This window comes from Jeotgalicoccus coquinae (genome assembly GCF_014207425.1).
GTDB lineage: Bacteria > Bacillota > Bacilli > Staphylococcales > Salinicoccaceae > Jeotgalicoccus > Jeotgalicoccus coquinae.
The window spans coordinates 265,920-290,743 of the sequence record NZ_JACHFF010000001.1 but is presented as its reverse complement, the minus strand read 5'-3'; the positions used below and the strand labels follow the sequence as shown (position 1 = coordinate 290,743).

Annotated in this window: 28 protein-coding genes and 1 riboswitch; of the genes, 10 read left to right on the top strand and 18 right to left on the bottom strand. The window is 42.4% G+C overall.

Annotated features, from left to right (window positions below; translation table 11 throughout):
- Positions 1-160: 160 nt before the first annotated feature.
- The 7 genes from HNR41_RS01505 to mnhG are packed head-to-tail and all read left to right on the top strand — an operon-like array spanning position 161 to position 6,005.
- Complete coding sequence (locus HNR41_RS01505; protein ID WP_184281035.1) at positions 161-2,560, top strand: Na+/H+ antiporter subunit A; 2,400 nt, start codon at positions 161-163, stop codon at positions 2,558-2,560.
- Entirely contained in the window at positions 2,544-3,011 is a 468-nt protein-coding gene (locus tag HNR41_RS01500) for a Na(+)/H(+) antiporter subunit B (RefSeq protein WP_184281033.1), read from the top strand. Before HNR41_RS01505 ends, HNR41_RS01500 begins: the two co-directional genes overlap by 17 nt.
- Positions 3,011-3,352 carry a Na(+)/H(+) antiporter subunit C gene (locus tag HNR41_RS01495; RefSeq protein ID WP_184281031.1) on the top strand — a complete coding sequence of 114 codons (342 nt, stop codon included), beginning with the start codon at positions 3,011-3,013 and terminating at the stop codon, positions 3,350-3,352. The genes HNR41_RS01500 and HNR41_RS01495 overlap by 1 nt, the downstream gene beginning before the upstream one ends.
- Complete coding sequence (locus tag HNR41_RS01490; RefSeq protein ID WP_184281029.1) at positions 3,342-4,835, top strand: Na+/H+ antiporter subunit D; 1,494 nt, start codon at positions 3,342-3,344, stop codon at positions 4,833-4,835. Before HNR41_RS01495 ends, HNR41_RS01490 begins: the two co-directional genes overlap by 11 nt.
- Positions 4,836-5,315 carry a Na+/H+ antiporter subunit E gene (locus tag HNR41_RS01485; RefSeq protein WP_184281027.1) on the top strand — a complete coding sequence of 160 codons (480 nt, stop codon included), beginning with the start codon at positions 4,836-4,838 and terminating at the stop codon, positions 5,313-5,315.
- Entirely contained in the window at positions 5,312-5,611 is a 300-nt protein-coding gene (locus tag HNR41_RS01480) for a Na(+)/H(+) antiporter subunit F1 (protein ID WP_184281025.1), read from the top strand. Before HNR41_RS01485 ends, HNR41_RS01480 begins: the two co-directional genes overlap by 4 nt.
- Positions 5,589-6,005, top strand: coding sequence for a monovalent cation/H(+) antiporter subunit G (gene mnhG / locus HNR41_RS01475; protein WP_184281023.1), 417 nt, complete (start codon positions 5,589-5,591; stop codon positions 6,003-6,005). Before HNR41_RS01480 ends, mnhG begins: the two co-directional genes overlap by 23 nt.
- 139 nt (positions 6,006-6,144) lie before the next feature.
- On the opposite strand, the gene HNR41_RS01470 is transcribed toward mnhG, so the two are convergent.
- The 15 genes from HNR41_RS01470 to HNR41_RS01400 form a co-directional block, all read right to left on the bottom strand.
- On the bottom strand, positions 6,145-6,519 hold the full coding sequence (locus HNR41_RS01470; RefSeq protein ID WP_184281021.1) for a PaaI family thioesterase: 375 nt from the start codon (positions 6,517-6,519) through the stop codon (positions 6,145-6,147).
- The gene (locus HNR41_RS01465) at positions 6,512-8,002 is read right to left on the bottom strand and encodes a leucyl aminopeptidase family protein (protein ID WP_184281020.1); all 1,491 of its coding nucleotides are present in this window, start codon (positions 8,000-8,002) and stop codon (positions 6,512-6,514) included. The genes HNR41_RS01470 and HNR41_RS01465 overlap by 8 nt, the downstream gene beginning before the upstream one ends.
- 12 nt (positions 8,003-8,014) lie before the next feature.
- Positions 8,015-8,332 (bottom strand): YuiB family protein, encoded by a 318-nt coding sequence (locus HNR41_RS01460; protein ID WP_184282811.1) that lies wholly within the window; start codon positions 8,330-8,332, stop codon positions 8,015-8,017.
- 76 nt (positions 8,333-8,408) lie between these two features.
- Entirely contained in the window at positions 8,409-9,620 is a 1,212-nt protein-coding gene (locus HNR41_RS01455) for an NAD(P)/FAD-dependent oxidoreductase (protein ID WP_184281018.1), read from the bottom strand.
- 115 nt (positions 9,621-9,735) lie between these two features.
- Positions 9,736-10,095: a HesB/IscA family protein gene (locus HNR41_RS01450; protein WP_184281016.1), complete on the bottom strand. Its 360-nt coding sequence runs from the start codon at positions 10,093-10,095 to the stop codon at positions 9,736-9,738.
- Between the two features lie 88 nt (positions 10,096-10,183).
- Positions 10,184-10,429 carry a DUF1450 domain-containing protein gene (locus tag HNR41_RS01445; protein WP_184281015.1) on the bottom strand — a complete coding sequence of 82 codons (246 nt, stop codon included), beginning with the start codon at positions 10,427-10,429 and terminating at the stop codon, positions 10,184-10,186.
- 60 nt (positions 10,430-10,489) lie between these two features.
- Positions 10,490-10,732, bottom strand: a complete 243-nt coding sequence (locus tag HNR41_RS01440; RefSeq protein WP_026859969.1) for a NifU family protein — start codon at positions 10,730-10,732, stop codon at positions 10,490-10,492.
- Between the two features lie 95 nt (positions 10,733-10,827).
- The gene (locus HNR41_RS01435) at positions 10,828-11,358 is read right to left on the bottom strand and encodes a biotin transporter BioY (RefSeq protein ID WP_184281013.1); all 531 of its coding nucleotides are present in this window, start codon (positions 11,356-11,358) and stop codon (positions 10,828-10,830) included.
- A 94-nt stretch (positions 11,359-11,452) separates the two neighbouring features.
- On the bottom strand, positions 11,453-12,214 hold the full coding sequence (locus tag HNR41_RS01430) for a TIGR01457 family HAD-type hydrolase (protein ID WP_184281011.1): 762 nt from the start codon (positions 12,212-12,214) through the stop codon (positions 11,453-11,455).
- Positions 12,207-12,635 carry a DUF86 domain-containing protein gene (locus HNR41_RS01425; protein WP_184281009.1) on the bottom strand — a complete coding sequence of 143 codons (429 nt, stop codon included), beginning with the start codon at positions 12,633-12,635 and terminating at the stop codon, positions 12,207-12,209. Before HNR41_RS01425 ends, HNR41_RS01430 begins: the two co-directional genes overlap by 8 nt.
- A 60-nt stretch (positions 12,636-12,695) precedes the next feature.
- On the bottom strand, positions 12,696-13,043 hold the full coding sequence (locus HNR41_RS01420; RefSeq protein ID WP_184281007.1) for a YutD family protein: 348 nt from the start codon (positions 13,041-13,043) through the stop codon (positions 12,696-12,698).
- Between the two features lie 54 nt (positions 13,044-13,097).
- A complete protein-coding gene (locus HNR41_RS01415; RefSeq protein WP_184281005.1) occupies positions 13,098-14,681 on the bottom strand; it encodes a Na+/H+ antiporter NhaC family protein in 1,584 nt (527 codons plus the stop codon).
- A 72-nt stretch (positions 14,682-14,753) separates the two neighbouring features.
- Positions 14,754-14,920, bottom strand: a riboswitch (Lysine riboswitch).
- A 44-nt stretch (positions 14,921-14,964) separates the two neighbouring features.
- Positions 14,965-16,284, bottom strand: a complete 1,320-nt coding sequence (locus HNR41_RS01410; protein WP_184281003.1) for a bifunctional metallophosphatase/5'-nucleotidase — start codon at positions 16,282-16,284, stop codon at positions 14,965-14,967.
- Between the two features lie 11 nt (positions 16,285-16,295).
- Positions 16,296-17,117 (bottom strand): sulfite exporter TauE/SafE family protein, encoded by an 822-nt coding sequence (locus HNR41_RS01405; RefSeq protein ID WP_184281001.1) that lies wholly within the window; start codon positions 17,115-17,117, stop codon positions 16,296-16,298.
- Positions 17,118-17,130: 13 nt separating this feature from the next.
- Positions 17,131-17,979, bottom strand: a complete 849-nt coding sequence (locus tag HNR41_RS01400) for a DUF72 domain-containing protein (protein WP_184282809.1) — start codon at positions 17,977-17,979, stop codon at positions 17,131-17,133.
- Positions 17,980-18,028: 49 nt separating this feature from the next.
- On the opposite strand from HNR41_RS01400, the gene HNR41_RS01395 reads away from it, so the two are divergent.
- Genes HNR41_RS01395 through HNR41_RS01385 form a run of 3 tightly spaced genes read left to right on the top strand, consistent with a single transcriptional unit; the run spans position 18,029 to position 20,407 of the window.
- A complete protein-coding gene (locus HNR41_RS01395; protein ID WP_184280999.1) occupies positions 18,029-18,730 on the top strand; it encodes an ABC transporter ATP-binding protein in 702 nt (233 codons plus the stop codon).
- Positions 18,730-19,488, top strand: coding sequence for an ABC transporter permease (locus HNR41_RS01390; RefSeq protein ID WP_184280997.1), 759 nt, complete (start codon positions 18,730-18,732; stop codon positions 19,486-19,488). Before HNR41_RS01395 ends, HNR41_RS01390 begins: the two co-directional genes overlap by 1 nt.
- Before the next feature lie 13 nt (positions 19,489-19,501).
- Positions 19,502-20,407 carry a DMT family transporter gene (locus tag HNR41_RS01385; protein ID WP_184280995.1) on the top strand — a complete coding sequence of 302 codons (906 nt, stop codon included), beginning with the start codon at positions 19,502-19,504 and terminating at the stop codon, positions 20,405-20,407.
- 50 nt (positions 20,408-20,457) lie between these two features.
- On the opposite strand, the gene xylE is transcribed toward HNR41_RS01385, so the two are convergent.
- The 3 genes from xylE to xylA are packed head-to-tail and all read right to left on the bottom strand — an operon-like array spanning position 20,458 to position 24,727.
- The gene (gene xylE, locus HNR41_RS01380) at positions 20,458-21,900 is read right to left on the bottom strand and encodes a D-xylose transporter XylE (RefSeq protein ID WP_184280993.1); all 1,443 of its coding nucleotides are present in this window, start codon (positions 21,898-21,900) and stop codon (positions 20,458-20,460) included.
- 20 nt (positions 21,901-21,920) lie between these two features.
- Entirely contained in the window at positions 21,921-23,402 is a 1,482-nt protein-coding gene (gene xylB / locus HNR41_RS01375; RefSeq protein WP_184280991.1) for a xylulokinase, read from the bottom strand.
- Between the two features lie 2 nt (positions 23,403-23,404).
- The gene (gene xylA, locus HNR41_RS01370; RefSeq protein ID WP_184280989.1) at positions 23,405-24,727 is read right to left on the bottom strand and encodes a xylose isomerase; all 1,323 of its coding nucleotides are present in this window, start codon (positions 24,725-24,727) and stop codon (positions 23,405-23,407) included.
- Between the last annotated feature and the right edge of the window lie 97 nt (positions 24,728-24,824).

The window sequence follows — 24,824 nt, the reverse complement described above, 5'->3', positions numbered from 1 at the left end:
AATAATGAAATTTAAAATTATAAAATCCTAAATTTAATACCACTTACTACCATATATACATTATACGAGAATAGTCTAAAATTTCAAACCGTAAGCGTTTATTTACATTTAATATTAATGTATAATGGATAAATATAATAACGTTAGAGGAGGATACACTTTGACATTGATACATTTCGCAATATTTTTACCTGTTATTGCTGCGATCGCAATCGCAATAATATACCGGTATGTTAAAGATGTACATCTCGGTTGGTTTGTTTTACCTATTCCGGCTGTGATAGCTGCATACTTATTTAGCTTAATACCTTCTATTGCAGATAATCAAGTTTTCCATCATACATTAAATTTAATGCCCCGCATCGGGCTGAATTTTGACGTCTACATAGATGGTCTCGGATTACTATTCGCAATACTGATTTCAGGTATCGGCGCACTGGTAGTATTATATTCTATCGGTTACTTATCAAAAGATGAGAGACTCGGTAACTTTTACGTTTACCTCCTTATCTTCATGACAGCAATGCTCGGAGTGGTACTGAGCGATAACGTGCTCATGCTTTACTTCTTCTGGGAACTGACTTCAATTTCAAGTTTCCTGCTGATTGCATTCTGGTTCACTAAAGATAAATCAGTTTACGGTGCACAGAAATCCATGCTGATTACTTTTTTCGGCGGATTCATGATGCTCGGAGGATTTATTATCCTGTCTATTATTACAGGAACATTCAGCATCAGAGAAATGATTGCTGATGTTGATTTAATTACAGCAAGTCCACTTGCTCCGCTGGCAGTAGTGTTAGTACTGCTTGGTGCATTTACTAAATCAGCACAGTTCCCGTTCTACATCTGGCTGCCGGATGCTATGGAAGCACCGACACCTGTCAGTGCATACCTGCACTCAGCTACGATGGTTAAAGCAGGTCTTTATTTAGTCGCAAGATTCACACCGGTATTCGCATTCAGCGAACTGTGGGTCTGGCTGATTTTAGTTACAGGACTCGTTACTCTGTTCTGGGGCTCGTTCAACGCTGTTAAGAAAGACGATTTAAAAGCAGTACTTGCATTCTCGACTGTTTCCCAGCTGGGGATGATTATGAGTCTTCTTGGTGTTGGTGCACTTGCTGTTGCAAGCGGTGCCAATGAGCAGATATTTACAGTAGCCGTTGTCGCTGCAGTATTCCACATCATTAACCATGCAACTTTTAAAGGTGCACTGTTCATGGTGGCGGGTATTCTCGACCACGAAACAGGCACACGCAGCATTAGAAAGCTCGGCGGTCTGATGACGCTGATGCCGATCACATTTACAATGACAATGATTACATCATTATCAATGGCAGGTATTCCTCCATTTAACGGATTCCTGTCTAAAGAATTATTCCTTGAGGCAATGTTTGAAATCAGCAATGCAAACTTCAGCGCACTGTCTGACTGGAGCGTACTGTTCCCGATTCTTGCAATCGCCGGCAGTATTTTTACATTCGTTTACTCAATTAAATTAATTCACGGCGTTTTCTTCGGAGAACGCACACACGATACACCGAAAGAACCACATGAAGCACCAAAATTATTACTTGCTTCACCGATTATTTTATCTTCTTTAATAATTATTTTCGGGCTGTTCCCCAACCTGCTGTCAGGCAGCATTATCGATCCTGCCGCGATGGGTATCCTTGGGACAGATACAGCATTAAACACTGAAATCTCACACTGGCACGGTTTTAACAACCCCGCACTGTGGGCAACAGTTGCTGTAGTCGTTATCGGTTCTGCACTGTACATATTCAGAAACAGCTGGATGTTCATATACGATTATCATAAAGAACAATTCACGCTGAACCACCTGTATGATCAGGGTCTGATTTACAGTGAACTTGGTTCTGCCAAAACTACCGACGGTATTATGAGCGGTTTCCTGAGAGATTACATGGTTTACATTTTCGGATTCTTCGTAGTTTTCGGGATTATTACTACGTTCTATACAGGACTGCCTATTACATTCGATAATTTTGCAGATGTCGGTCTTCAGGACATGGCACTTGTACTGATTATTTTAGTATCACTGGCTATTATCATGATGACACGCTCACGCATGGTATCGATTATAATGCTTGGTGCAATCGGATTTTCAATGGCACTGTTCTTCGCGTTCTTCAGAGCGCCGGACCTTGCACTGACTCAACTGGCAATTGAAACAGTTACTACGACACTATTCCTCGTATGTTTCTATCACCTGCCTAAACGCTCGAAGCACGAAGAAAGTATTCAATTCAAATTCACGAACTTTATCGTTTCAGTCGGTGTCGGAGCAATCGTTATTCTTTTCGGACTGGCAGCATACTCAAACCGTCTGTTTGACTCAATCAGTCAGTACCATATTGAAAACGTATACGACCTCGCAGCCGGCGGAAACATGGTTAACGTAATACTCGTTGACTTCCGTGGTTACGATACATTATTCGAAACACTGGTATTCGGTATTGCCGGAATTGGAATTTACGCATTAATGAAAGCAAAAGTATCAAGAAAGGATGATGACAATGAAGAGCACGCTTAAGAGAGCCGGCTACAGTAAAGTACAGCGTCAGATGAATGATGTGTTTATTCAGTTCACTTCAAAAGTGATATTTCTCATCATCCTGCTGTTCTCGATAAACTTATTTATGGCAGGACACTACACACCGGGCGGCGGTTTCGTCGGCGGTCTGCTTGCTGCATCTGCCATCATACTTTTACTTATGGCTTACGATTATGAAACTGTGAAGAAAATGATTCCGGTCAACTTTCATTTAATGATAAGCTCCGGACTGGCACTGGCAATAGTAGTGCCGACGGTATTATTTTTCTTCGGTGTTCCGTTCTTCACCCATCAGCACACATATGTTAACGTTCCTGTGTTCGGAGAAATCGCTCTCCACACAGCAGTAGTTTTTGATATCGGTGTTTTCCTTACAGTCGCCGGTACTTCACTGCTGATTGTTACATTGGTTGGGGGGACAGAAGACTAATGGAACTGGTCACGATAATTTTAGCAGGCATATTGATTGCCTCTGCAACATATTTAATTCTGTCAAAAAGTGTTTTACGTATCATCATCGGCGTTTCAGTACTGTCGCACGGCGTGCATTTAATGATCCTTACCATGGGTGAATTAAAACGCGGTAACGTGCCGGTACTCGATGATGCGGTCAGCACATACACCGATCCGCTGCCTCAGGCACTGATTCTGACTGCAATTGTTATTTCATTTGCATTGACTGCATTCAGTCTTGTACTGCTGCTCAGAAACTACAAAGAGCTTGGCACGGATAACACTGAAGATATGAAAGGAGTTCCACATGACGACTAACATATTACCTATGCTCCCAATCATTCTTCCGTTTTTAGCCGGTGTTATCATGCTGTTTATCGGCAAGCGTCCGATGCCGCATCGTATGGTCTCGGCTGTTACCGGACTCCTTATGGTTGGTGCTGCTGCATTCAGCGTCTATTACGTCTATGTCAACGGCACGATGGTAACATTTATCAGTAACTGGTCTGCACCGTTTGGTATCAGCGTAGTTTACGATATGGTTGCCGCACTGCTCGTCTTAACAACGTCAATCGTAATGTTTTTCATCGTTATATACTCATTCCAGTCAATCGGCTATGAGAGAGAGAAATATTATTACTATCCAATGGTAATGTTTATGATTACCGGAATTAACGGAGCATTTACCACAGGGGATATATTCAATATGTTCGTATTCTTTGAAGTATTCCTGCTCGCATCATATGTATTAATTACATTAGGCAGCCGTAAAATACAGCTGCAGGAAGGGTTCAAGTACCTCGTAGTTAACGTTGTATCTTCGAACTTCTTCCTGATCGGCCTCGCGTATCTGTACTCTGTTACAGGTTCGCTGAACATGGCGGATATTCATATTAAATTATCGAACTATGACGGAAACCTGGCAATCATGACAATTATCGCAGTAGTATTTATATTCGTCTTTGCGACGAAAGCCGGATTATTCCCGCTGTACTTCTGGATGCCGGGTTCATACGCCGCACCGCCTATGCCGATTATCGCTCTGTTTGGTGCACTGCTGACTAAAGTCGGTGTGTACGCAATCGCAAGAACATTCTCTCTGTTCTTTACGAACGATGCCGGTTATACGCATCAGGTTCTTCTGCTGCTGGCACTGTTAACTATCGTTGCCGGCTGTATTGGAGCACTTGCATACACTGATATGAAAAAGATTATTATTTATAACATTATGATTGCAATCGGGGTCATCATCGTTGGATTTTCAATGATGGACTATGCCGGAACTATCGGTGCAATGTACTATCTGATTCACGATATGATTATTAAAACAGCACTGTTCCTGCTGATTGGCTTCATTATTTACCGCACAGGTAAAAACGATGCTGCTGATCTCGGCGGACTCATTAAACAGCACCCTGTTGTCGGCTGGACATTCTTTGTTGCAGCTATGTCACTTGCAGGTGTGCCTCCGTTCCCGGGCTTCTTCGGTAAATTATTTATCGTAGAATCTGCTTTCGATAACGGTCATTCAATCGCTGCGATTATCGTACTGCTGTCGAGCTTAATCGTGTTATACAGCATTATGAAAATATTCATTAAAGTATTCTGGGGTGAACCGGCACAGCCGATTGAACTTAAAAACATTAAATCGGATAAACTGCTTTTCGCAGCTGTCGGTATGGTCATTGTTTCGACTGTATTCGGGCTTTCAGCCGACTTCTTATTCCCGGTGTTTGAAATGGCGGCAGAATCATTCTACGACCCGTCATCATATTCTAACTATTTGATGGGGGTGGAATAATTGTCATTTCAACTCTTAATTAATATCATATTAGCTTTCCTGTGGGTATTTATGAACGGTGACTTTACAGTCGGTACATTCATTACCGGATATATCATCGGACTGGTTGCAGTGTACATTCTCCGCAACTTCCTGCCGGGACGCTTTTACATTAAACGTCTGTACTGGATGATTAAGCTGTTCTTTATTTTTATAATCGAACTGATTAAAGCCAATATCGATGTAGTGCGTATCGTAATGGCACCAAAAATCGATATTCATCCGGGTTTCTATGCATATCCGAATGACCTTGAAGAAGAATGGGAAGTCGCACTGCTGTCTACTCTGATTACTTTAACACCAGGTACAGTAGTGGTTGCCATTTCAGAAGACTATTCGATTATTTATATCCACGGACTGGATATGGATGATGCGGATGCTGAAATTGCCTCTATCAAGACTGCCTTTGAAGATGTCATAAAAGAGGTGGCTAAACCATGACAAACTTTATTAATATACTCGTAATTATTTGTATCATCGCTTTCGCATTTTCTATGCTCGGCATGATTTACAGAGTGCTGAAAGGACCGACACTGCACGACAGAGTCATAACACTCGATGCATTCGGCGTAACACTGATGGGGATGATCGGTCTCGTATCGATGGTACTTGATACATCATACCTGCTCGTTGTTATTATGCTCATCGGTATGATCGGCTTTATCGCAACTATCGGTTTTGCGAAATTCCTCGAGAAAGGTGTGATTATTGAAAATGATAGAGATAATAATAGTTAGTCTGATCACATTTTTCTTAATCGGCGGTGCCTTTTTTACAATAGTCGCAGCAATCGGTGTTATCCGTCTCCCGGATACTTACACGAGGCTGCACGCAGCATCCAAAAGTTCAACACTTGGTGTGGCAATGACCCTGCTCGGAGTATTTGTTTACTTTGGATACTATCACGCAGAGATTGATACGCAGTTACTGTTAGCTGTGGCATTCATTTTCATCTCTGCACCGGTTGCAGCACACCTTATCGCAAGAAGTGCCTTCCACTCGGATGTAGAACCTTACAGACTGACAATTCTTAACGAATTGAAACGTGATGAAACAGGATCTGAAGTGGAAACTGAAGAAACTGCGAGACTGAAAATTGAACGCAGCAAGAATAAAGAACTTGATGATTAATTAATCCTGAATGTCCCTCCGGAAATACGGAGGGACATTTTTTTGTTTGAATATGTGTAACACGGCATTATTCCCGTGTATGCTTCTCTGCTCAACAAAAAAACAGGAACCCGTTTTCGGATTCCTGTTAAATAAAAATTTATCTTTTCTTTCTGATTGCCACTGTACATCTGCTTAATGCCACCAGCTTATCTTCTTCGTCTGTCACTTCGATTTCCCATACCTGTGATGTTGAACCGCTGTGCTTTAATAGTGCTGTAGCTGTCAGTACGCCTTCCGTTTTTGCTCTCAAATGATTGGCGTTGATTTCCATGCCGAAGGCAATTTCATCATCCGAAATCATTTTGTATGCACCCATGCTTGCTGCTGTTTCTGCGAGCAGAACATTGACGCCGCCATGAACGTAACCGAATGGCTGAAGTACTTTTTCGGTAATCGGCATTTCCACTGCACATTTACCAATCTCGTCGACTGTGATTGTAATACCCAGTGTCTTCAGTACGCCCTTATTCATACAGAGTACCTGATTCGATTAAATCAAGAATCGTACGGATCATAACACCTGTCGATCCTTTTTTCGAAAATGGAGTTGAAGATGATGTATTGCTCGTTCCCGCGATATCAAAGTGTACCCACGGTGTTTCTTCAGTAAACTGATTAATAAATGCTGCGGCAAATGATGCACCGCCCGGTTTAAAGTCAGCGTTCAGAAGGTCTGCAATATCAGATTGCTTCACTCTTTCGTCTTCCAGTTCAGACATCGGCAGATGCCAGATATCTTCCCCTGTGACTTTGCTGCTGATTAACAGATTGTTAATGAACTTTCTGCCCTGGTTCGTAAATACGCCGGTACGGTCTTCTCCGATCGCCTGTATTACTGCACCAGTGAGCGTTGCGAAGTCCATCATTACTTTCGGGCTGTACTTAGTCGATGCATAGTAAACCGCATCTGCAAGTACAAGACGTCCCTCAGCATCTGTGTTTGATACTTCAACAGTTTTACCTGACAGTGACTTGTACACATCATCAGGACGCATACCGTTGCCGTCCACCATGTTCTCCGCCAGTGCAAGCACTGCAACAACATGAACAGGCAGTTCGAGTTTCGTAATCGCATCCATCATACCCACAACGTTTGCCGCACCGCTCATGTCATATTTCATCGAGCGCATGCCCGTGCGTGTTTTAAGCGAGTAACCGCCCGAGTCATAAGTAATACCTTTACCGACTAATGCAATCGGCGCATCGTCCGCTGCATCAGGGTGTTTGTACTCAATCGTTACCAGTCTCGGCTTTCTGACAGAAGCTTTACCAACTGCTGCAAGTAAACCGAAGCCTTCCTGAATCAGCGTATCGAAGTCTTTTACTTCGCCTTTAACGTATGGACGGTCTTTAAAGTGGACTGCCAGATGATCTGCAAAACTTTCCGGATACAGCATGTTCGGCGGCATTGTTGCAAAGTCTCTTGCAAGAGTAATACTTCCGCCGAGTGCTGCACCGTGTTCATAGCCTGCTTTTACGTCAGCTTTAGTTACGAGTGTAATGTCCAGTTCATCGTGGAACTGTTTTTTATCAGATGAATTGTAACCTGTCAGTCCGTGGCTGCTCACCGCAGACATCATACCGACAGCATCAGCCACCTCTTCAGGCTCAAATGCAAATGTATCTGCAATCAGCTGTGCTTTTGTATCTTTTTCAGAAGCCATAAACTGGAACAGTTTACCGACTGCTTTTTGTACTTTAAGTGCAGTCAGTTCGCTGCTGTCCCCAAGACCGACAGCAATTACTTTAATGTACCGGCGCTGAATTGTCACACCTGTTGTCGTCACTTTTCCGTACTCATCAGACAGTACGTTTGCCGAAATAATTTCTTCAGTTAAACCGTTTAATAATGTATCAAGTTCGTCAAAATTTTTCAGTTCTTTAATATTTTCAGGTAAGCCGATCACAATTGCCGAATCGTCAGCAATGTATTTCTCTTCAAATTTAATATTCAAAATGCGTTCCCCCTAAAACATTTGGTAGCCTGCTTTTCTTAAGTAGCGTATTGTCATCCCCGCTAAAATAATTCCGATAAATCCGCCGCCTAATATAATGACATCAAACATTGATATTCCGATGATATTCTCCCATAAAATTCCGAAAGATTCACCTGGACTTGCTATGTAGTCAAATAACGATACTCTGCCGATTATCCATAATACTATTACCGGATAAACGAACGCCATAATCCATGTCATTTTTAAAATCATGTTCAGAATAAAACTGATTCCATAAAACAAGACAAAATACAGCAGTAAAGAAATAAACAGCTGGACGATATTCATTGCCATAATTGTTTCCTCCAAAAAATAAAAGCATGGGCATTATATATATACCCATGCATAATGCTGAATTTTTAAATTACAGGAATTTACCTTTTGTTGCGCCTAATACAACGCCGCCGATTTTCAGAACTGCACGTGTATCGATGACTTTCTTCATGAATGCTGCTGATTTACCTTTGATTTCACGGCCTAAAACTACACCGATTCCGTCATTGGCACCAAGTGAACATACTGTCCCTTTGTCATCGTAAGCAAACGCTTCAGTTTTCTCACCGTTTAACTGAAGTTTAATATTTTTAGCTGTATGCTCGCCTAACTGCATTGCGATTTGAGCTGTTGTCGGGTATGGACGGGCGTTTTCGCCAGTACCGTTCATTACAGCTGCAACGTCTCCAATAGCGAAGATGTCAGGGTAACCTTCGACAGTTAAATCTTCTTTAACTACGATACGTCCGCGTTTAACGCCTTCGAAAGATTCTTCCATCAGACGTGAACCGCGTACACCGGCTGTCCAGACTACGCTTGAAGCTTCAAGCCGCTGCTCTTCGTCGTTAACTTTAACAACGAAACCATTTTCGTTCGCTGCAGTAATTGCAGTACCAAGCATGAATTCAACACCGCGTGATTCTAAGAAATCAACCGCATATTTAGTTAATTCATCAGAGAACATCGGAAGCATTGAAGGCATTGCTTCTACACATGTAATTTTAACGTCGTTGTAATCAATACCATGTGCTTTGCAAAGTACAGGTAATGTTTCAACAAGCTCACCAAGGAATTCAACACCTGTGAAACCTGCTCCGCCGACAAGGATAGAAAGATCTTTAGGATCTTTTGAAGTTTTGTAATTGATAAAGTTCTTTTCAATTGCTTCACGAGTTGCAACAGCAGTTTGAGGGCTGACGATTGTCGTAGCAAATTCGTCCATGCCTTTAATGCCGAATGACTCACTTTCAAATCCAAGCGCTACGATAAGCGTATCGAATTCGAACACACCCTGAGTTGTTTCAACAGTCTGCTCGTCACGGTTAATCTTAGTAACTTCAGCAGGGATAAAACGTGTTTTCATGTTATCGACTACTTTAGCAATCGGATAAACGCCGTCTTCCCAGTTCATTGAACCCGCTGCAGTTTCATGCAGCCATGTCGCTTCGTAGTGGTACTCATTCTTGTTGATTAAAGTAATGTCCGCTTCCTGTACTCCGATAGTTTTCTGCAGTTTCGCAACTGTAGACAGACCTGCATAACCGGCACCTAGTACCAGGATTTTTTTTCTTTCATAGCTCATAATTTATTTCCCTTCCTGCGAATAAGTTTTATATGTTGATAAACTGTTATTTCAGTTTCTATACCAAGTATTATATTAGCACTAAATGGTATTATTTCAAGCGTTTTCACTAATTTTAACAGTCTCCCGGAGCACCTGCATTTGCTTTGGTTCTAAATGACGAACCGCAGCCGCATGAAAGGCTTGCATTCGGGTTTTCTATCGTGAAACCGCCGCCGATCAGCGACTGTTTAAAATCAATTACAGTACCGTCTACAACAGGCAGATCCATCTTATCCACAAGCATTTTAACACCGTGATATTCAAAGACTTCATCACGTTCAGCCGCTTCACTTTCTGCAGCCATACCGTAAGTTAATCCCGTACAGCCTCCGCCCTGAACTTTAAAACGCAGGAAACCATCCGCCATGTCATTTGATTCCAGCATATCTTTAACTTCGTACGCTGCACTTTCTGTCAGTGTTACTGATGACATAAAAATCACTCCTGTTCTTAATACTTTGTTACATAATTCTCAATATCCTAATTATACTACACGTAAAACGTTAGCACCAACGATGAGTTCACTCATCTAATGCCTGATTATTTTTGTTTATCCGCTTATAAGTTTTCTCAAGCAGCTGCTCACTGTTTTTCGCCGCTACGATTTCCCCGTCTACGAGAACAAAATAACTTTTACTGCACAAACCGCAATTATTTGTGCATTCATAATCGACGACATCGATTCCCGGATTTTCATCCAGCTGAGCATACACATCGTGAGTTCCTTTTTGCATATTCGCGTTACAAAACTCTACAATTGTATACATTGGTCATTCTCCTCACTATATAAATAAAAAAACTAGAGACGGCTCGTCTCTAGTTGCGATTTAAAACACTTGTTCGATCTCTACAAAACCTGGTACTTCTTCAAGAAGTGCACGTTCGATACCGGCTTTAAGTGTAATTGTTGAACTCGGGCATGTTCCGCATGCTCCGAGAAGTCTGAGCTTCACAATACCGTCTTCAACATCAACGAGTTCAACGTCTCCGCCGTCACGCAGAAGGAATGGACGTAATTTATCTAATACTTCCTCAACTTGTTCGTACATTGTATCCTGACTTACTGCCATGTTAGTTCACTCCAATCAATTTATGAGCATTACTTTGTATACAGTACATTATAATTGAAATACACTAAAAAATCCATCATTTGAAAGTCCTATTTTTATGCCAGCATAAGCCCTCTCGCTGTTAATGTTCTTGCAAACATTACCGTCAGCACCGCAAGTATAATATCTTTAATCAAAAACGGTACGACAGCAGCCATTAATATTTCAACGAATGACATCGGTGTGCCGATAACTGTATTCATTATAAAGGAGAAGTACGTTACACCGCATATAAATATGACACACATGCCGAGCAGCGTAAAAGTAATCATACGCATCGGCTGCGCGTTTCCCCCTATCGCTGTCACGACCACTCCGGGTATGAATCCGAGCACAAAACCGAATGATGGAGAGATCAGGGAACCAAGTCCTCCCGAACCTGCAAATACAGGAACGCCGATCAGGCCGATACATATGTAAGCTGTCACAGAAATCAGACCGAGCTTTCTGCCGAGAAGGAGTCCTGCAAGCAGTACCATCGGCACCTGCAGTGTAAAAGGTATCGGCCCGAGCGGGACTCTGATTTGTGCACCGACTGCAATCAGCGCTGTGAATAATGCTGCAAAAACAAGGTGTTTAGTTTTCATATTGTTACTCCAGTCTTTTTGATTAGCTATATCATAACAGAAAAAACCTCTCATGTTAACCATTTAAAAAAATGGTTAACATGAGAGGTTCTAATTATAACTGCCAGTCAAAAAGAGTGGTTACTGCATGGACAGGAGGCTCTTCCCTGTTCATGACCTCGTCCTTTGAATGTACACCTGTACCGACGTGAATCGTATCAAGACCGCCGCTGATACCCGTCATAATGTCCGTGTCGTAATTATCACCGACCATTGCAACATCAGCCGGAAGCATATTTAAACGTTCCAGTGCGCCTTTTAATATATACTTGTTTGGTTTACCTGTAATCAGCGGTTCAACACCTGTTACTTCACTGACCAGTTTAACAAATGAGCCATTGCCGGGAGAAAAACCAAAGTCTGTTTTAATCTTTATATCCGGATTGGTCGCAAGGAAACGTGCACCTTCCTGAATCAGTCTGCATGCGGTCACAATCCTATCGAATGTAATCGACGTATCAAGTCCCATAACGACAGCATCAGGTGATGTATCGCTCAGCTTGACCGAGCCGTCTTCTGTCAGTGTCTCCCGGAAACTGTCCGTACCGATTAAATAAACTGAAGGCACGTTAAACTCACTTGTGAGATAGACTTTCATCGCTGCCGCTGACGTGTATATATGGTCTTCAGTTGTTGTGAATCCCATACCTTCAAATTTCTTCAGTATTTCCGACGGCCGCCGCGTTGCGTTGTTCGTTAAAAATAAATAAGGAATCCCTCTCGTGTTCAGACGGTCAATAAAATCGACGGCACCGTCGATAACAGCGTCGCCGTTAAACATCGTGCCGTCTAGATCTATTAAATATCCTTTATACATCGGAGTCTCCGCTGAATGCCGTGACGGCCTGCGGGTCATTTTTATAAAAATGTTCGATGCTTGCTTTAAAGTTTTTGTACGCATCAATGTTCTTTTTAAAATCTGCACGCATTGCATCGTGATCAATCGACTGATAATTTCTTGTCAGTTCTTTTCTCCAGACAAGCGTGTTTTTAAATTTTTCCGCATCTTCCGGTCCGATTACTTTTTCCTGTGCCAGTATATCCAGGACATCCTGATAATTCCCCGGGTCTCTTAAAATAAATGCATCGATAATCATATTGCCGACATCAACAGTTGCTTCAATAAGCATATGGCATGCCCGCTCAAGTGCCAGGCCATTGTCGGTATCAATCGTTTCCGCCAGTCCCTCAATGTAGCTGAGACGCGTGTTTAAAAGGTTTTTATCTACAAAATACATTTTTACACCCCATCATTATTATTCTCTCTTATCATATCATAAACGAAAAAAGGCCGTGTCCTAAGACCCGGCCTCTTCCTTAACTTCTTCAGTTTTTTCTTCATCAGACGCTTCAGCCTGTTCTTTTAATTCATGTTTTGAAATTTTTCTTAAGATAAAGTAAGCACAGCCGAAGTTGCAGTATTCGTTTAAATACTCTTCGATGGCATTGACCCGTTTGTCCGGTTCAACTTTACGTTTTGAGTTTCTATAAAATCCGGCGAGTCTCAGTTTTTCGTAACCGACATCACCGACAATATAATCGTACTTATTCAGCAGTTCGCTGTATTTTTCAATAAAAACTTCCTCATCAAAAGCATCGCGGTAGTTCTCCACGAGTTCAAAGTTCATATGATCAATTGTAATCACAGACGCACACCCTTTAATCAAACTGATACATTCATGATATCACATTTTTTACCATTATGCGTTCTGTTTAGCCACCGGGCGATACATAAATTTAACGACCGCAAACACTGCGAGAAGTCCCGCGAGAACTCCGAGAAGGCCCCAGACAACACTTGTTGTCAGACCGAGAATAACAAAACCGACAAGTCCGATTAACGCTGAAATAATCGCGTAAGGCAGCTGTGTCATTACGTGAACGATATGATCACTGCCAGACCCCGTAGATGACAGAATCGTCGAGTCGGAAATCGGTGAACAGTGGTCTCCGAATACCGCTCCTGCAAGTACTGCTGCAACACTCGGCAGTAACAGATCCGTTTCACCAAGTGAAATAATAATTTCACCTGCAACCGGAATCAGAATACCGAATGAACCCCAGCTTGTACCTGTCGCAAGGGCCATAATACAAGCAACAATAAAGATTACTGCCGGAAGCAGTGCAACCGGAAGGTTTGAACTTTCAACCATTGCACCAAGCAGTTCCCCGGTACCCAGTTCACTGATTAATGCACCGATCATCCATGCGAAAGTTAATACCAGCATTGCCGGGAACATCGCAAGGAATCCAGTTTTGATCCCAAGAAGAATATGTCTGCCGCTGAAATCATCGTCATTTTTCGTCTGTTTGAAATAGTAGAACAATGTCAGCGCCAGACCGACAATACCGCCGATTAGAAGTGCATGTGTAATCAGCGTGTTTTCCATTACAGTGAAGATGCTCCAGTCTCCGCCTTCCATTGCACCTGTAATATACATTGCAACAATAACTGTCAGAGCAAGACCGGCAATCGGCACGATTAAAGCACTCGCACTTGATCCTTCATGTACAGGCAGGTCTTCATCCTGCTCTGCAAATTCAGGCACTTTGTCGCGCAGAATCCCTTCATTAATCGCTAAGTCTTCCTGTTTTCTCATCGGTCCGATATCGAATTTAAAGATAATAACAATAAACATCATAATCAGTGCCGCAATGACATAGAAATTCATCGGCACCATATACATGAAACTCTGGAAAGGTGAAATATGCGTCATGCCTGCACCGATTAACAACGGTGCTGTCAGACCCATAATTCCGGCACCCCAGCTTGAAACAGGCGCCATTACCGCAACCGGTGATGCTGTCGTATCGACAAAATAAGCAAGTTTTGCTCTTGAAATATTATACTTATCAGTAATCGGTTTCGCGACCTGACCGACGATTAATGCACTGAAGTAATCATCGATAAAGACGATAATCCCAAGGACACCTGTCATTAATCCTGCACCGCGGCGGGATTTAACTTTAGTCAATGCCCAGTTTGTAAATGCACGCGCACCGCCTGACATATTCATAAATGCCGTCATAATTCCGAGCAGTGTTAAGAAAATCAATATGTATGCATTCCACGTGTTTAATCCGCCGTCCTCAATAAAAATTGCGAGGAATGAGTCAAGAAGCAGCGTGAAAAATTCACCCATCTGACCGTTTGCAATAACGAATGCCGATGTAATAATCCCTGCACCTAAGCTAATTCCGACTTTTCTCGTTACGACAACGAGTAAAAGTGTAAGCAACGGCGGAATTAAAGGCATGTATTCCCAATTTAAAAATGATTCCATCTTTCTTCCTCCTAATTTTTTCAATAAAAAAATCACAAATACGTTAACAGTGCACGCATTTATGATTTATTTATTAAATGTAGCGCATCATGTAACTGACAGTGCCCAGCCTGTTAAACTGAACCCCAGAATTAATACCTGCCGGCATCATTCTTCGGCACTATTCCCTTTTAAGTATCTTTTAAACGCATGCCTGCTAAAATACTTTACTGTTGAAAAGTGCAACCTCTACTTTTTATTTATTCAATTAATTTTCATTATAGCATATCCATAAGAGAAAAGACTACAGCTCATTGAGATAATTTTTAACGATATCGCGGAGCAGGTCCGGCATAATGTATTCTTTCTTCGAATATCTGAACTGCGGGAAAATTCTGCCGAACGTATACATATCAAGTGTTCCAAGCTTATATTTCCGCTGGTCTCCAATCAGTTCACCGTCGATATAATACTCTCGTTCCGACTGGATATACTGTATGTTATGAGTCACAAAACAGCCGAAAATATCCCCCCGGAAGCCCAGTCCCCGCACAATTTCATCTTTGTATTCATGACGGGCTGCCTGAGTGAATATCTCTTTCATCTCGCGTCCGGTCAATTCTATCTGCACCGCATTTATGGCATGGGGAAGCACTTTATGGAGTGAATACTCCGTCAGTTCACCGCCGTCAAACGGACTTGCTATAAGACCTGTATGAATGAGTCCCGCATCACTGTCAGTAAAATCTTTCAGAATGTATGCAAGAAACGAACTGAAACGCCCCGCCGAATATAATCTGCGGTCGATCGGCAACGCATCTTCTTTAATGATTGTATTTTTTAATATCGCCTTGCCTTTATTATAATAATCGTTTTCAACTTGTGATAATATGTCCGACTCTATAAGCGCCGCTTTTTTACGGATGAGTTTCCGGCCTTCAAATTCGAGCGTTACTTCACCGATATATTCACCGTACCGGCCGGCCGCTGCAAGCAGTACGCCATTAACACGCTCACCATAATCAAAATGGTGATGCGTATGCGAGGATAATATTAAATCGATTTCAGGAAATTTATTGGCAAGCGTCTCGTCATCATACATCCCGAGGTGACTCATCATAACAATCACATCGGCCTTTGATTTAAGTTCATGCAAATATTTCTCTATCCAGTCAAAGGCATCTGCAACTTCCCAATCCAGTGCAAGATAGAATGGTGTAAATTCAACTGTCGCTGCGATAAAACCGATTTTTATACCGTTTATTTCTTTAATAGTGTAAGGTTCAAAATACGGTTTTTTGCTCCCTACTTCACGCAGGTTTGCACAGATAACATCGAAATCCGCTCCATCATATAAATGTTTCAGCTGCTCTTTGGTCAGCGTAATGCCTTCATTATTACCAAGCGTTGCCACATCGCATGTTGCATCATTCAACAATTCAATATTGCCTTTTCCGAGTGTCGCTTCAGTGTATGGATGCGAACGGTCAACATGATCGCCGATATCTACATAGAACATATTGTCTCTGTACTGGCGTCTTTTATTTTTAATGAAGCTCGTAAACTTCATATAGTTATGTAATGCACTGTGTATATCATTCGTGTGATAAATTTTCACTTCCATACGAGCACTCCTTAAAGAATTGTTTGTAAAATCAAGTACACACCCAGTATAAACAAAACGGTACGGAGCAGTACAACTAATCCATCCGAGCTGAAACGCTGATTAATCTTTACGCCGATTGTTGCACCAACTACAGCTGCCGGAACCAGCATCAGTATATAGAGATAGACAACGTTATTCTGGAGTACGTGACCGAAGGCCGACGATACCCCTGAGAAAAATACCATCATCATACTCGTACCGATCGCAATGGTCGGCGGCATGCGGAACACCATCAGCATTAACGGCGTCATCAATACACCCCCGCCGATGCCGAACAGTCCTGTAATAAATCCGACAACGAACGTTATCGTTATGGCAACGTAAGGCGGAAATCCGTAATGGTAAACATTACCGAGATTATCGCGGTGGGGTTTTAAATATTTAGGGTTTTGAAATACTTTCATCGGCTTAATTTTATTTCTTACTACCAGCAGAATACTGATAAAGATTAAAAACATACCGAAATACAGATTAAAACTGTCTACTGTAAAGAGGCTGCTGGCATATGAACCGGCGAATGCGCCCGGCATCAGACCGATTAGGAATAATATGCCGTTTTCCTTGTCCACCTGTTTATTCCGGGCATAGGAAATCATCGCGCTCATGCCGGTGAAAATAAGCAGCATACTCGACGTCCCGACTGCTGTCTGCGGCGTAATCGCCGGCAGAAGACCCAGTGTCAGCCCGAAAAACATCAATGCGGGAACGACAATAACACCCCCGCCGATACCGACGAGCGAGCCCAGTACAGAAGATAGTAAACCAATCAGTATAAGCACGATAAATTCCATGAACCCCAGCCCCTTAGAAAAGTTTCAGCTGCTTCGGTGCAAGTCCGCTGTATTCTATATCAAGCATGCTGATTAACTGTTTTGCATTGCCAGCCGCGTGTCCCCCTGAGTTATTGTTAAATACAATATAAATATCTTTCGTTTTATGCTGCAAAATGCTGATTTGTTTTTCTAACCACTCTAATTCCTGTCTGTTATAATCATATAAATAACGTACGTCACGCCATTCTTCAGACGTTCTGTTCTGCTGAGTCCAGCCGTGAACATTGCGGCCGTGCAGACGGATAAATGCAGTGTCATCAGTGACACGGTTTACAAACGGTACAGAACCGATTCCTGCCTGCGGCTCATCACAAATACTGTGAATGACTTCGCTGTCATGCAGAAACCCGAGCGTATCTTCTTTGTATTCGTCACTGAACCATGTCTGATTGCGGAATTCCACTGCGACTTTAAACGGCTTTAACAGCTCAGTTGCAAATTTCACATAGCGTATGTTTTTACTGTTGCAGTCAAACCACGGTGGAAACTGCAGAAGCACAAATGCAAGTTTATTTCTTTGATACATAGGTACAAGCATTTCTTTATATGCTTCGAAGACATCCCTGATGGAATCATAGTGTTCTCTGTAGTCGCTGTGCCCGGTCATAAACTGATGGGCCTTTACTGCGAACTTGAACGTATCGGGTGTCTGGTCGCACCATTTTTCCACTGTTGACCGGCGCTGTACTGCATAGTATGTTGAATCGAGCTCAACGATTGGAAAATGTGAAGCATATGTAATTAATTTATCTTTTTTATTTGATAGTTCGGTGTAGAGCGAATCATGGTCGCCCCACCCTGTCAGTCCTATATAAATCATTAAATCACCTGACTTCATTTTAGCACATTTACATTGGAGGATATTAATCATGGAGATTATTGAATTTGAAAATGTCAGCCACCGGGAAATTCTCCATAATATTTCAGGATATTTCCGTGAAAATAAAATTACGACTTTTATCGGACCGAGCGGTGCAGGAAAAACAACGTGCCTGAAGCACATCAACGGTCTTCTGTCTCCCGATTCCGGCAATGTTTTTTACCGCGGTGAAAATATCGAATCCACAAATATTACCGCTCTCAGAAAGAAAGCCGGAATGGCGTTTCAGAGCGCACCGATGTTTGCCGGCACCGTATATGATAATTTAAATCTGCCCCTTAAAATATTTAATGAAAATCTCAGCCGTGAACGTGCGCTTGAACTTCTTAATATGGTGGAGCTTGATGAAAGTTTTCTCGGGCGTAAAATTAATACATTATCGGGCGGTGAGAAAAGCCGCATTTCCCTTGCCCGTACGTTTGTCTCAAAGCCTGAAGTGCTGCTGCTCGATGAAATTACTTCGAGTCTCGACTATACGCTGGTAAGAGAAATCGAGCGCCTCGTCAAAAAACTGCAGCAGGATTATCATCTGACTGTCATCTGGATTACACATGACCTGGCACAGGCTGAACGCGTCAGCGATGATATCTGGTTCCTGAATCAGGGTGAGCTGCTCCTTCAGGGCCCGGTCGATACACTCTACAGTTCGGATAATAATATTATACAGCACTTTTTAAGGGGTGAACGCTGATGGGTTTTCAGGAACTGCTGCTCTCCGGTATCTTTGTTATTATTCCTCTTGTTATTGCAGTTCTACTGAAACTCGGACTGACGAGAGATATCGTAATTGCTTCAGTCCGCTCAATAGTACAGCTGCTCATCGTCGGTATGATACTGACGTTTGTCTTCGACAGTGACAGCAGTATTTATATGATATTAATGATTATCGTCATGATCGGTGCTGCCAGTCAGAATGTCATTAAAAAGGGCACGCGTATTCCGGGTATCAAATGGATTATTATTTTAACGCTGACAGCAGTTGAAGTGATCTCCATGGCAATTATGCTGCTGTTTGGCATTCTCGACTTTGAGCCTGAACAGATTATCCCGATCAGCGGCATGATTATCGGGAACTGTATGGTGCTGTCACTCCTGTTCGTCAGCAAATTTACCGATGAACTGGAAAACAGTGAAGAAATGATTGAACTGATTTTATCATTCGGCGGCGAACCGAAAGATGCCGTATCCCGCAGTTTAAAATCAGCAATTCAGACGAGCATGATTCCGACGATTGAATCGCAGAAGACGATCGGTCTCGTACAGCTACCCGGCATGATGAGCGGACTCATTATCGGCGGTGCCGCTCCGATGGAAGCTGTCATGTATCAGCTGCTCATCTTATTTCTGATACTCACCAACGCAACAGTCGCTTCAGTAATGGTCGGGTATTTATCGTATCCTAAACTGTTTAACAGCCGTCTGCAGTATACGGGATTAAAAAATGAATAAAGGCGGGAATGCTGTGAAAAATTCAACTCATATTAAAGGTTTAATCTTTGTTATTATCGGCGCTTCGCTGTGGGGTATCGGCGGTACCGCGTCCGACTATATATTTACAGCGACACCTGTCGATGTAAACTGGTACGTCACAGCAAGGCTGACAATCAGCGGTATTATCTTATTATCTATATACACTTTATTTTTCCGCCGGAAACATCGGACTGTGTGGAACAAACATACCATTTTAATGTTTGCCGTCTATTCCATCTTCGGCATGACGATGGTCCAGTATACGTTTATGGCTGCAATCGGCTTCGGAAACGCTGCAGTTGCTACTGTGCTGCAGTGTACCGGTCCGATTTATATTATTCTGTACGCAGTATTAAAAAAGTACAGACCGTGGACGAAAGCAGAAGCATTTATTATTGCGGCAATGATTACCGGTGTTATTCTGATTGCAACAAATGGAAATCTGACAAATCTCGCTGTTTCCCCTGCTGCACTGATGTTCGGACTTGCGTCCGGTGTAGCGCTTGCTTATTACACGCTGCATGCTCCGGTGCTGCTGCAGGTCATTCATCCGCTGCAGCTCGTCGGCGGTTCAATGCTGACAGGCGGTATTCTGATGAACTTCATTCATCCGATCTGGGTATTTGATTTTTCATTTGACTGGACCGCAATGCAGATTATCATTCTTGCCCTGTCCATACTGCTCGGTACAACACTCGCATTCTACCTGTATATCACAAGCATGAAATATATCAGCTCAACAGAGGCCGGTATACTCGGTCTTTTAGAGCCGGTATCCGCAGTACTGACTTCAATCGTACTGCTGAATGTCGGTCTTGGTCTGTATCAGGCTGCAGGTATTATTCTGATTCTCGCAGTCGGGGTATTCATCAGTACAAGAAAAGCTGAAGCAGCATAGTCACATTTAAAAAAGCCGCTCCCAAAAGGGAACGGCTTTTCTTAATGTGATTATTTAGTTTCAAGTGCAGCTTCTTCAGCAAGTTCATCAGATGAAACTTCTTTTTTTGTCCAAAGTTTTTCAAGTTCTTCAAGTGTTTTACCTTTAGTTTCAGGAAGGAACTTCCATACAAACAGTCCTGAAAGAACACACATAAGACCGTAGAAACCGTATGTCATCGCTCCGCTGACTTCCATCATGTACGGATAGAATGACGTGATGGTAAAGTTTGCAAGCCACTGTACCGCAACTGCAATCGCCATAGCCCCGCCTCTGATTCTGTTAGGGAATATTTCTGATAATACAACCCACGTAATTGGTCCCCAGCTCATCATAAATGAAGCTGTGAAAATTACGATAAAGATCAGCGTTGAAATACCGATTACGTTGAAGCCTGCAAGCATGCTCACACCGCCCATACCGATTGCCATACCAATGGAACCGACAATCAGAAGCGGTTTCCTTCCAATTTTATCAACATATTTAATAGCAATAAGTGTAAATACTACGTTTACAAGACCCATCACTACAGTCTGTACCATCGATGCATCTGCACCTGCTCCAAGATCTTCAAAGATTCTCGGTGCATAGTAAAGTGCGACGTTGATACCGATAAACTGCTGGAAGAATGACACCATAATACCGACAATAATTACTGTTTTACCAAATGCAAACAGTGGAGTTTTCTTAATGTTCTGCTCAAGGTTGCGTGTTTTAACAATGTCTGCCAGCACTTTTCTCGAATGATCTGCAGAATGATAAATTCTATTAAGAACAGCCATTGCTTTGTCATCCTGTTTGTTAAGTGCAAGATATCTCGGTGTTTCCGGTACTGCGAACAGCAGCACGAAAAACAGAATTGCAGGTATTGCCTCTGTTAAGAACATGTATCTCCAGCCAATAGTTTCAATCCATGTTACACTTTCCCCAAAAGCAATACCGTAGTTAACGAAGTAAACTACAAGCATACCGAAGATGATTGCAAACTGATTCCATGATACAAGTCTTCCTCTGATTCCGGATGGCGCCATTTCACCGATAAACATCGGTGTGACAGCTGATGCCAGACCAACACCGATACCGCCAAGAATACGATAAATGTTAAACATGATCAGGAGTCCGAGACTCGCTTCTCCGACTTCAAAGAACAGAAGTTCAGGATACGCTGAAAGTACTGCTGAAACAGCAAGTAAAACAGCAGCAAGCTGAAGTGATTTCTTTCTGCCGAGTTTTCCTGCGATTTTACCTGACAGAATTCCCCCGATAACACACCCGATTAATGCACTCGATACTGTTACCCCGTGTATGAATGAATTATAATCTGCAGTTATGTACTTTTGGAGGGATTGTTCTGCTCCGGATATAACAGCTGTGTCATAACCGAACAACAATCCTCCAAGTGTTGCTATTAACGTCATAGTGATTAAAAATTTCACATTATAATGTTGTCCCATCACATGACACCCCCAAAGTTTTATTTAAATTCCAATAGTTTTTCTGTAAGCCCCTGCGTCTTCTCATAAACTTCTCTGTATAATTCAAATAATTTCCTGTATTGCTCTTTGTTTTCAGTTACGGGACTGAATGTTTCTTTGTAATCAATCCATTTATCGGTAATGACTGAAAAATCTTCAAACCATTGCTCGCCGACCGCTGCAATCATTGCTGCACCGTATGCAGGTCCCTGTTCTTCAGTGCGCGTCATAATTTCTGCATCGAAAATATCAGCCTGCATCTGAAGCCACTGACGGTTCCCTGCACCGCCTCCGATAGATACAATTTTGCTGATTTCCTTACCGTTTTTACGCATAATTTCAATACTCTCATTAAGTGAGAATGTAATACCTTCGATTACTGCTCTCTTAATATCTGCAGCATTCGTATTGGCATCAAGGCCGATAAGACTGCCTCTGATTTCTGCATCGTTGTAAGGCGTTCTTTCACCAAGAAGGAATGGAGTGTATAACAATCCTTTCGCTCCAAGCGGTGATGTTTCCGCTTCTTCCATAAATTCGCCGAATGTCTGATCATCACCAAGTATTCTCTTCAGCCATGCAAGGCTGTATCCTGCTGATAATGTCACACCCATTACATAGTTCTGACCGCTGACACAGTGGTTGAAGTAATGTACTGAACCGTCATTTATGTACTCGTCATCTTCCTCTGAAGAAAGTACAACACCTGACGTACCGATACTTACCAGCTGTCTCGATGAGTCGGTAATACCCGCACCAAGTGCACCGCAGGCATTGTCCGCTCCACCCTGGTAAAGAGTAATTTCCTGTTCTGAATCAAACAGTTCTTTGTTAAGTACACCCGATTTACCATGTGAAGGAATCACTTCAGGACAGATACTTCTATCTATCCCAAGCTGTTCCAGAAGCGTTGTTGACCATTCACCTTTTTTAACATCGAACATTACTGTTCCTGCTGCGTCAGAAGGCTCTGCGTAAACATTGCCTGTCAGACGGTAGATGACATAGTCTTTCGGCATCATAAACTTATCAATCTTCGCATAGTTTTCCGGTTCGTTCTTTTTAACCCACATTAATTTAGACAAAGTAAATCCTTCCAGAACTGTGTTCTGCACCTGGCCAAGCAGGTTATCGAGACCGATGTCAGCGATAATTTCCTTACACTCTTCTGATGTTCTCGTATCATTCCACAGAATTGCAGGTCTGATTACTTCGCCGTCTTTATCGACGATAACCAGGCCGTGCATCTGTCCGGAAAAACTGATTCCTGTAACTTTGCTGCCGTATTCAGTCTTAAGCAGACGCCCGAGACTTCCTGCTGCCGCTTCGTACCAGTCTTCGGGATTCATTTCACTGTATCCCGTTTTTTCGTGAACGGTATCATATTTTACTTTGTCACTTTTGACGACTTCTCCGTCACTGCCGACTATAATACTTTTCAGTCCGCTCGTTCCGATATCAATGCCAATTACGTATTCCAATGTTAGACACCTCTGTTGATATTAAGAATGTACTGGTTGATTTGTGATTTAACAAGTTCAAGATGATCTGACTTGTTAGTGATCTCGCTGTTATCCAGTGCGTAAGCTTCAAGTTCTTCAAGGCTTGTTTCGCCTTCTATAATCTTACGGCCGATGCCTTCAGTGTAAGATTTATATTTTTCGTCAACGATGTTTTCAAAGAAGTTATCTTCGATCATTTTGTGTGCTACGCGCAGTCCAAGTGCAAATGCATCCATACCTGCTACGTGAGTGTGAATAAGATCTTCCTGTTCGAATGAAGTACGTCTCGGCTTGGCATCGAAGTTCAGACCGCCTTTTTCAAGTCCGCCGTTTTTAAGAATTTCATACATTGCCATAGTTGTTTCGTACACATCTGTAGGGAACTCATCTGTATCCCATCCCAGCAACGGATGACCCTGGTTAGCATCGACTGAACCAAGCATGTCGTTGTCTCTTGCATATCTGAGTTCGTGCTGGAACGAGTGTCCTGCAAGTGTTGCATGATTAGCTTCGATATTGAATTTGAACACATCTTCCAGACCGTGTTTCTGAAGAAATGCATGACCGCTTGCCACATCAAAGTCGTACTGGTGAGATGTCGGCTCTTTTGGTTTAGGTTCAATCAGGAACTGGCCATCGTAGCCAATCTTATCTGCATAAGCTTTAGCAAGTTTGAAGAAACGGGCAAGGTTATCTGTTTCAAGTTTCATATCTGTATTAAGCAGGCTTTCGTACCCTTCACGTCCGCCCCAGAATACGTAGCTGCTTGCACCGAGTTCTTTAGCGATATCCAGCTGTTTTTTTACTTTAGCTGCTGCATATGCAAATACATCTGCATTTGAAGATGAAGCGGCACCCAGTACGAAACGCTCGTGTGAGAAGTTGTTCGCTGTATTCCAAAGAAGTTTCTTGCCGGTTTCAGCCATTTTCTGTTTGATAAGCGCAACGATTTCATCAAGGTTTTCGTTTGTTTCTTTAAGATCTTTTCCTTCAGGTGCAATATCTGCATCGTGGAAACAGAAATAGTCAACGTTAAGAATTTCTAGAAGTTCGAACATCGCCTCTACTCTTGCTTTAGCTTTTTCCATGCCTTCAAGATGATCCCAGTTACGTTTGGCAGTACCGCCGCCGAACGGGTCAGACAGGTCTTCTGTAAATGTATGCCAGTAAGCGACACTGAATTTCATGTGCTCAGCCATAGTCTTGCCGCCGATTACTTCTTCCGGGTTATAATATTTAAAACTTAAAGGATTATTTGAGTATGGTCCCTCATAGTTAATTTGTTCCTGATTAAAATAAGTCATTATTGTTCCTCCTGAAAATACTTTGTTTATTGGTTAAACAAAGAATACATGTATTTGAAATCGGTGTCAAACTAAATTTGAAAATTGTGCTATACTT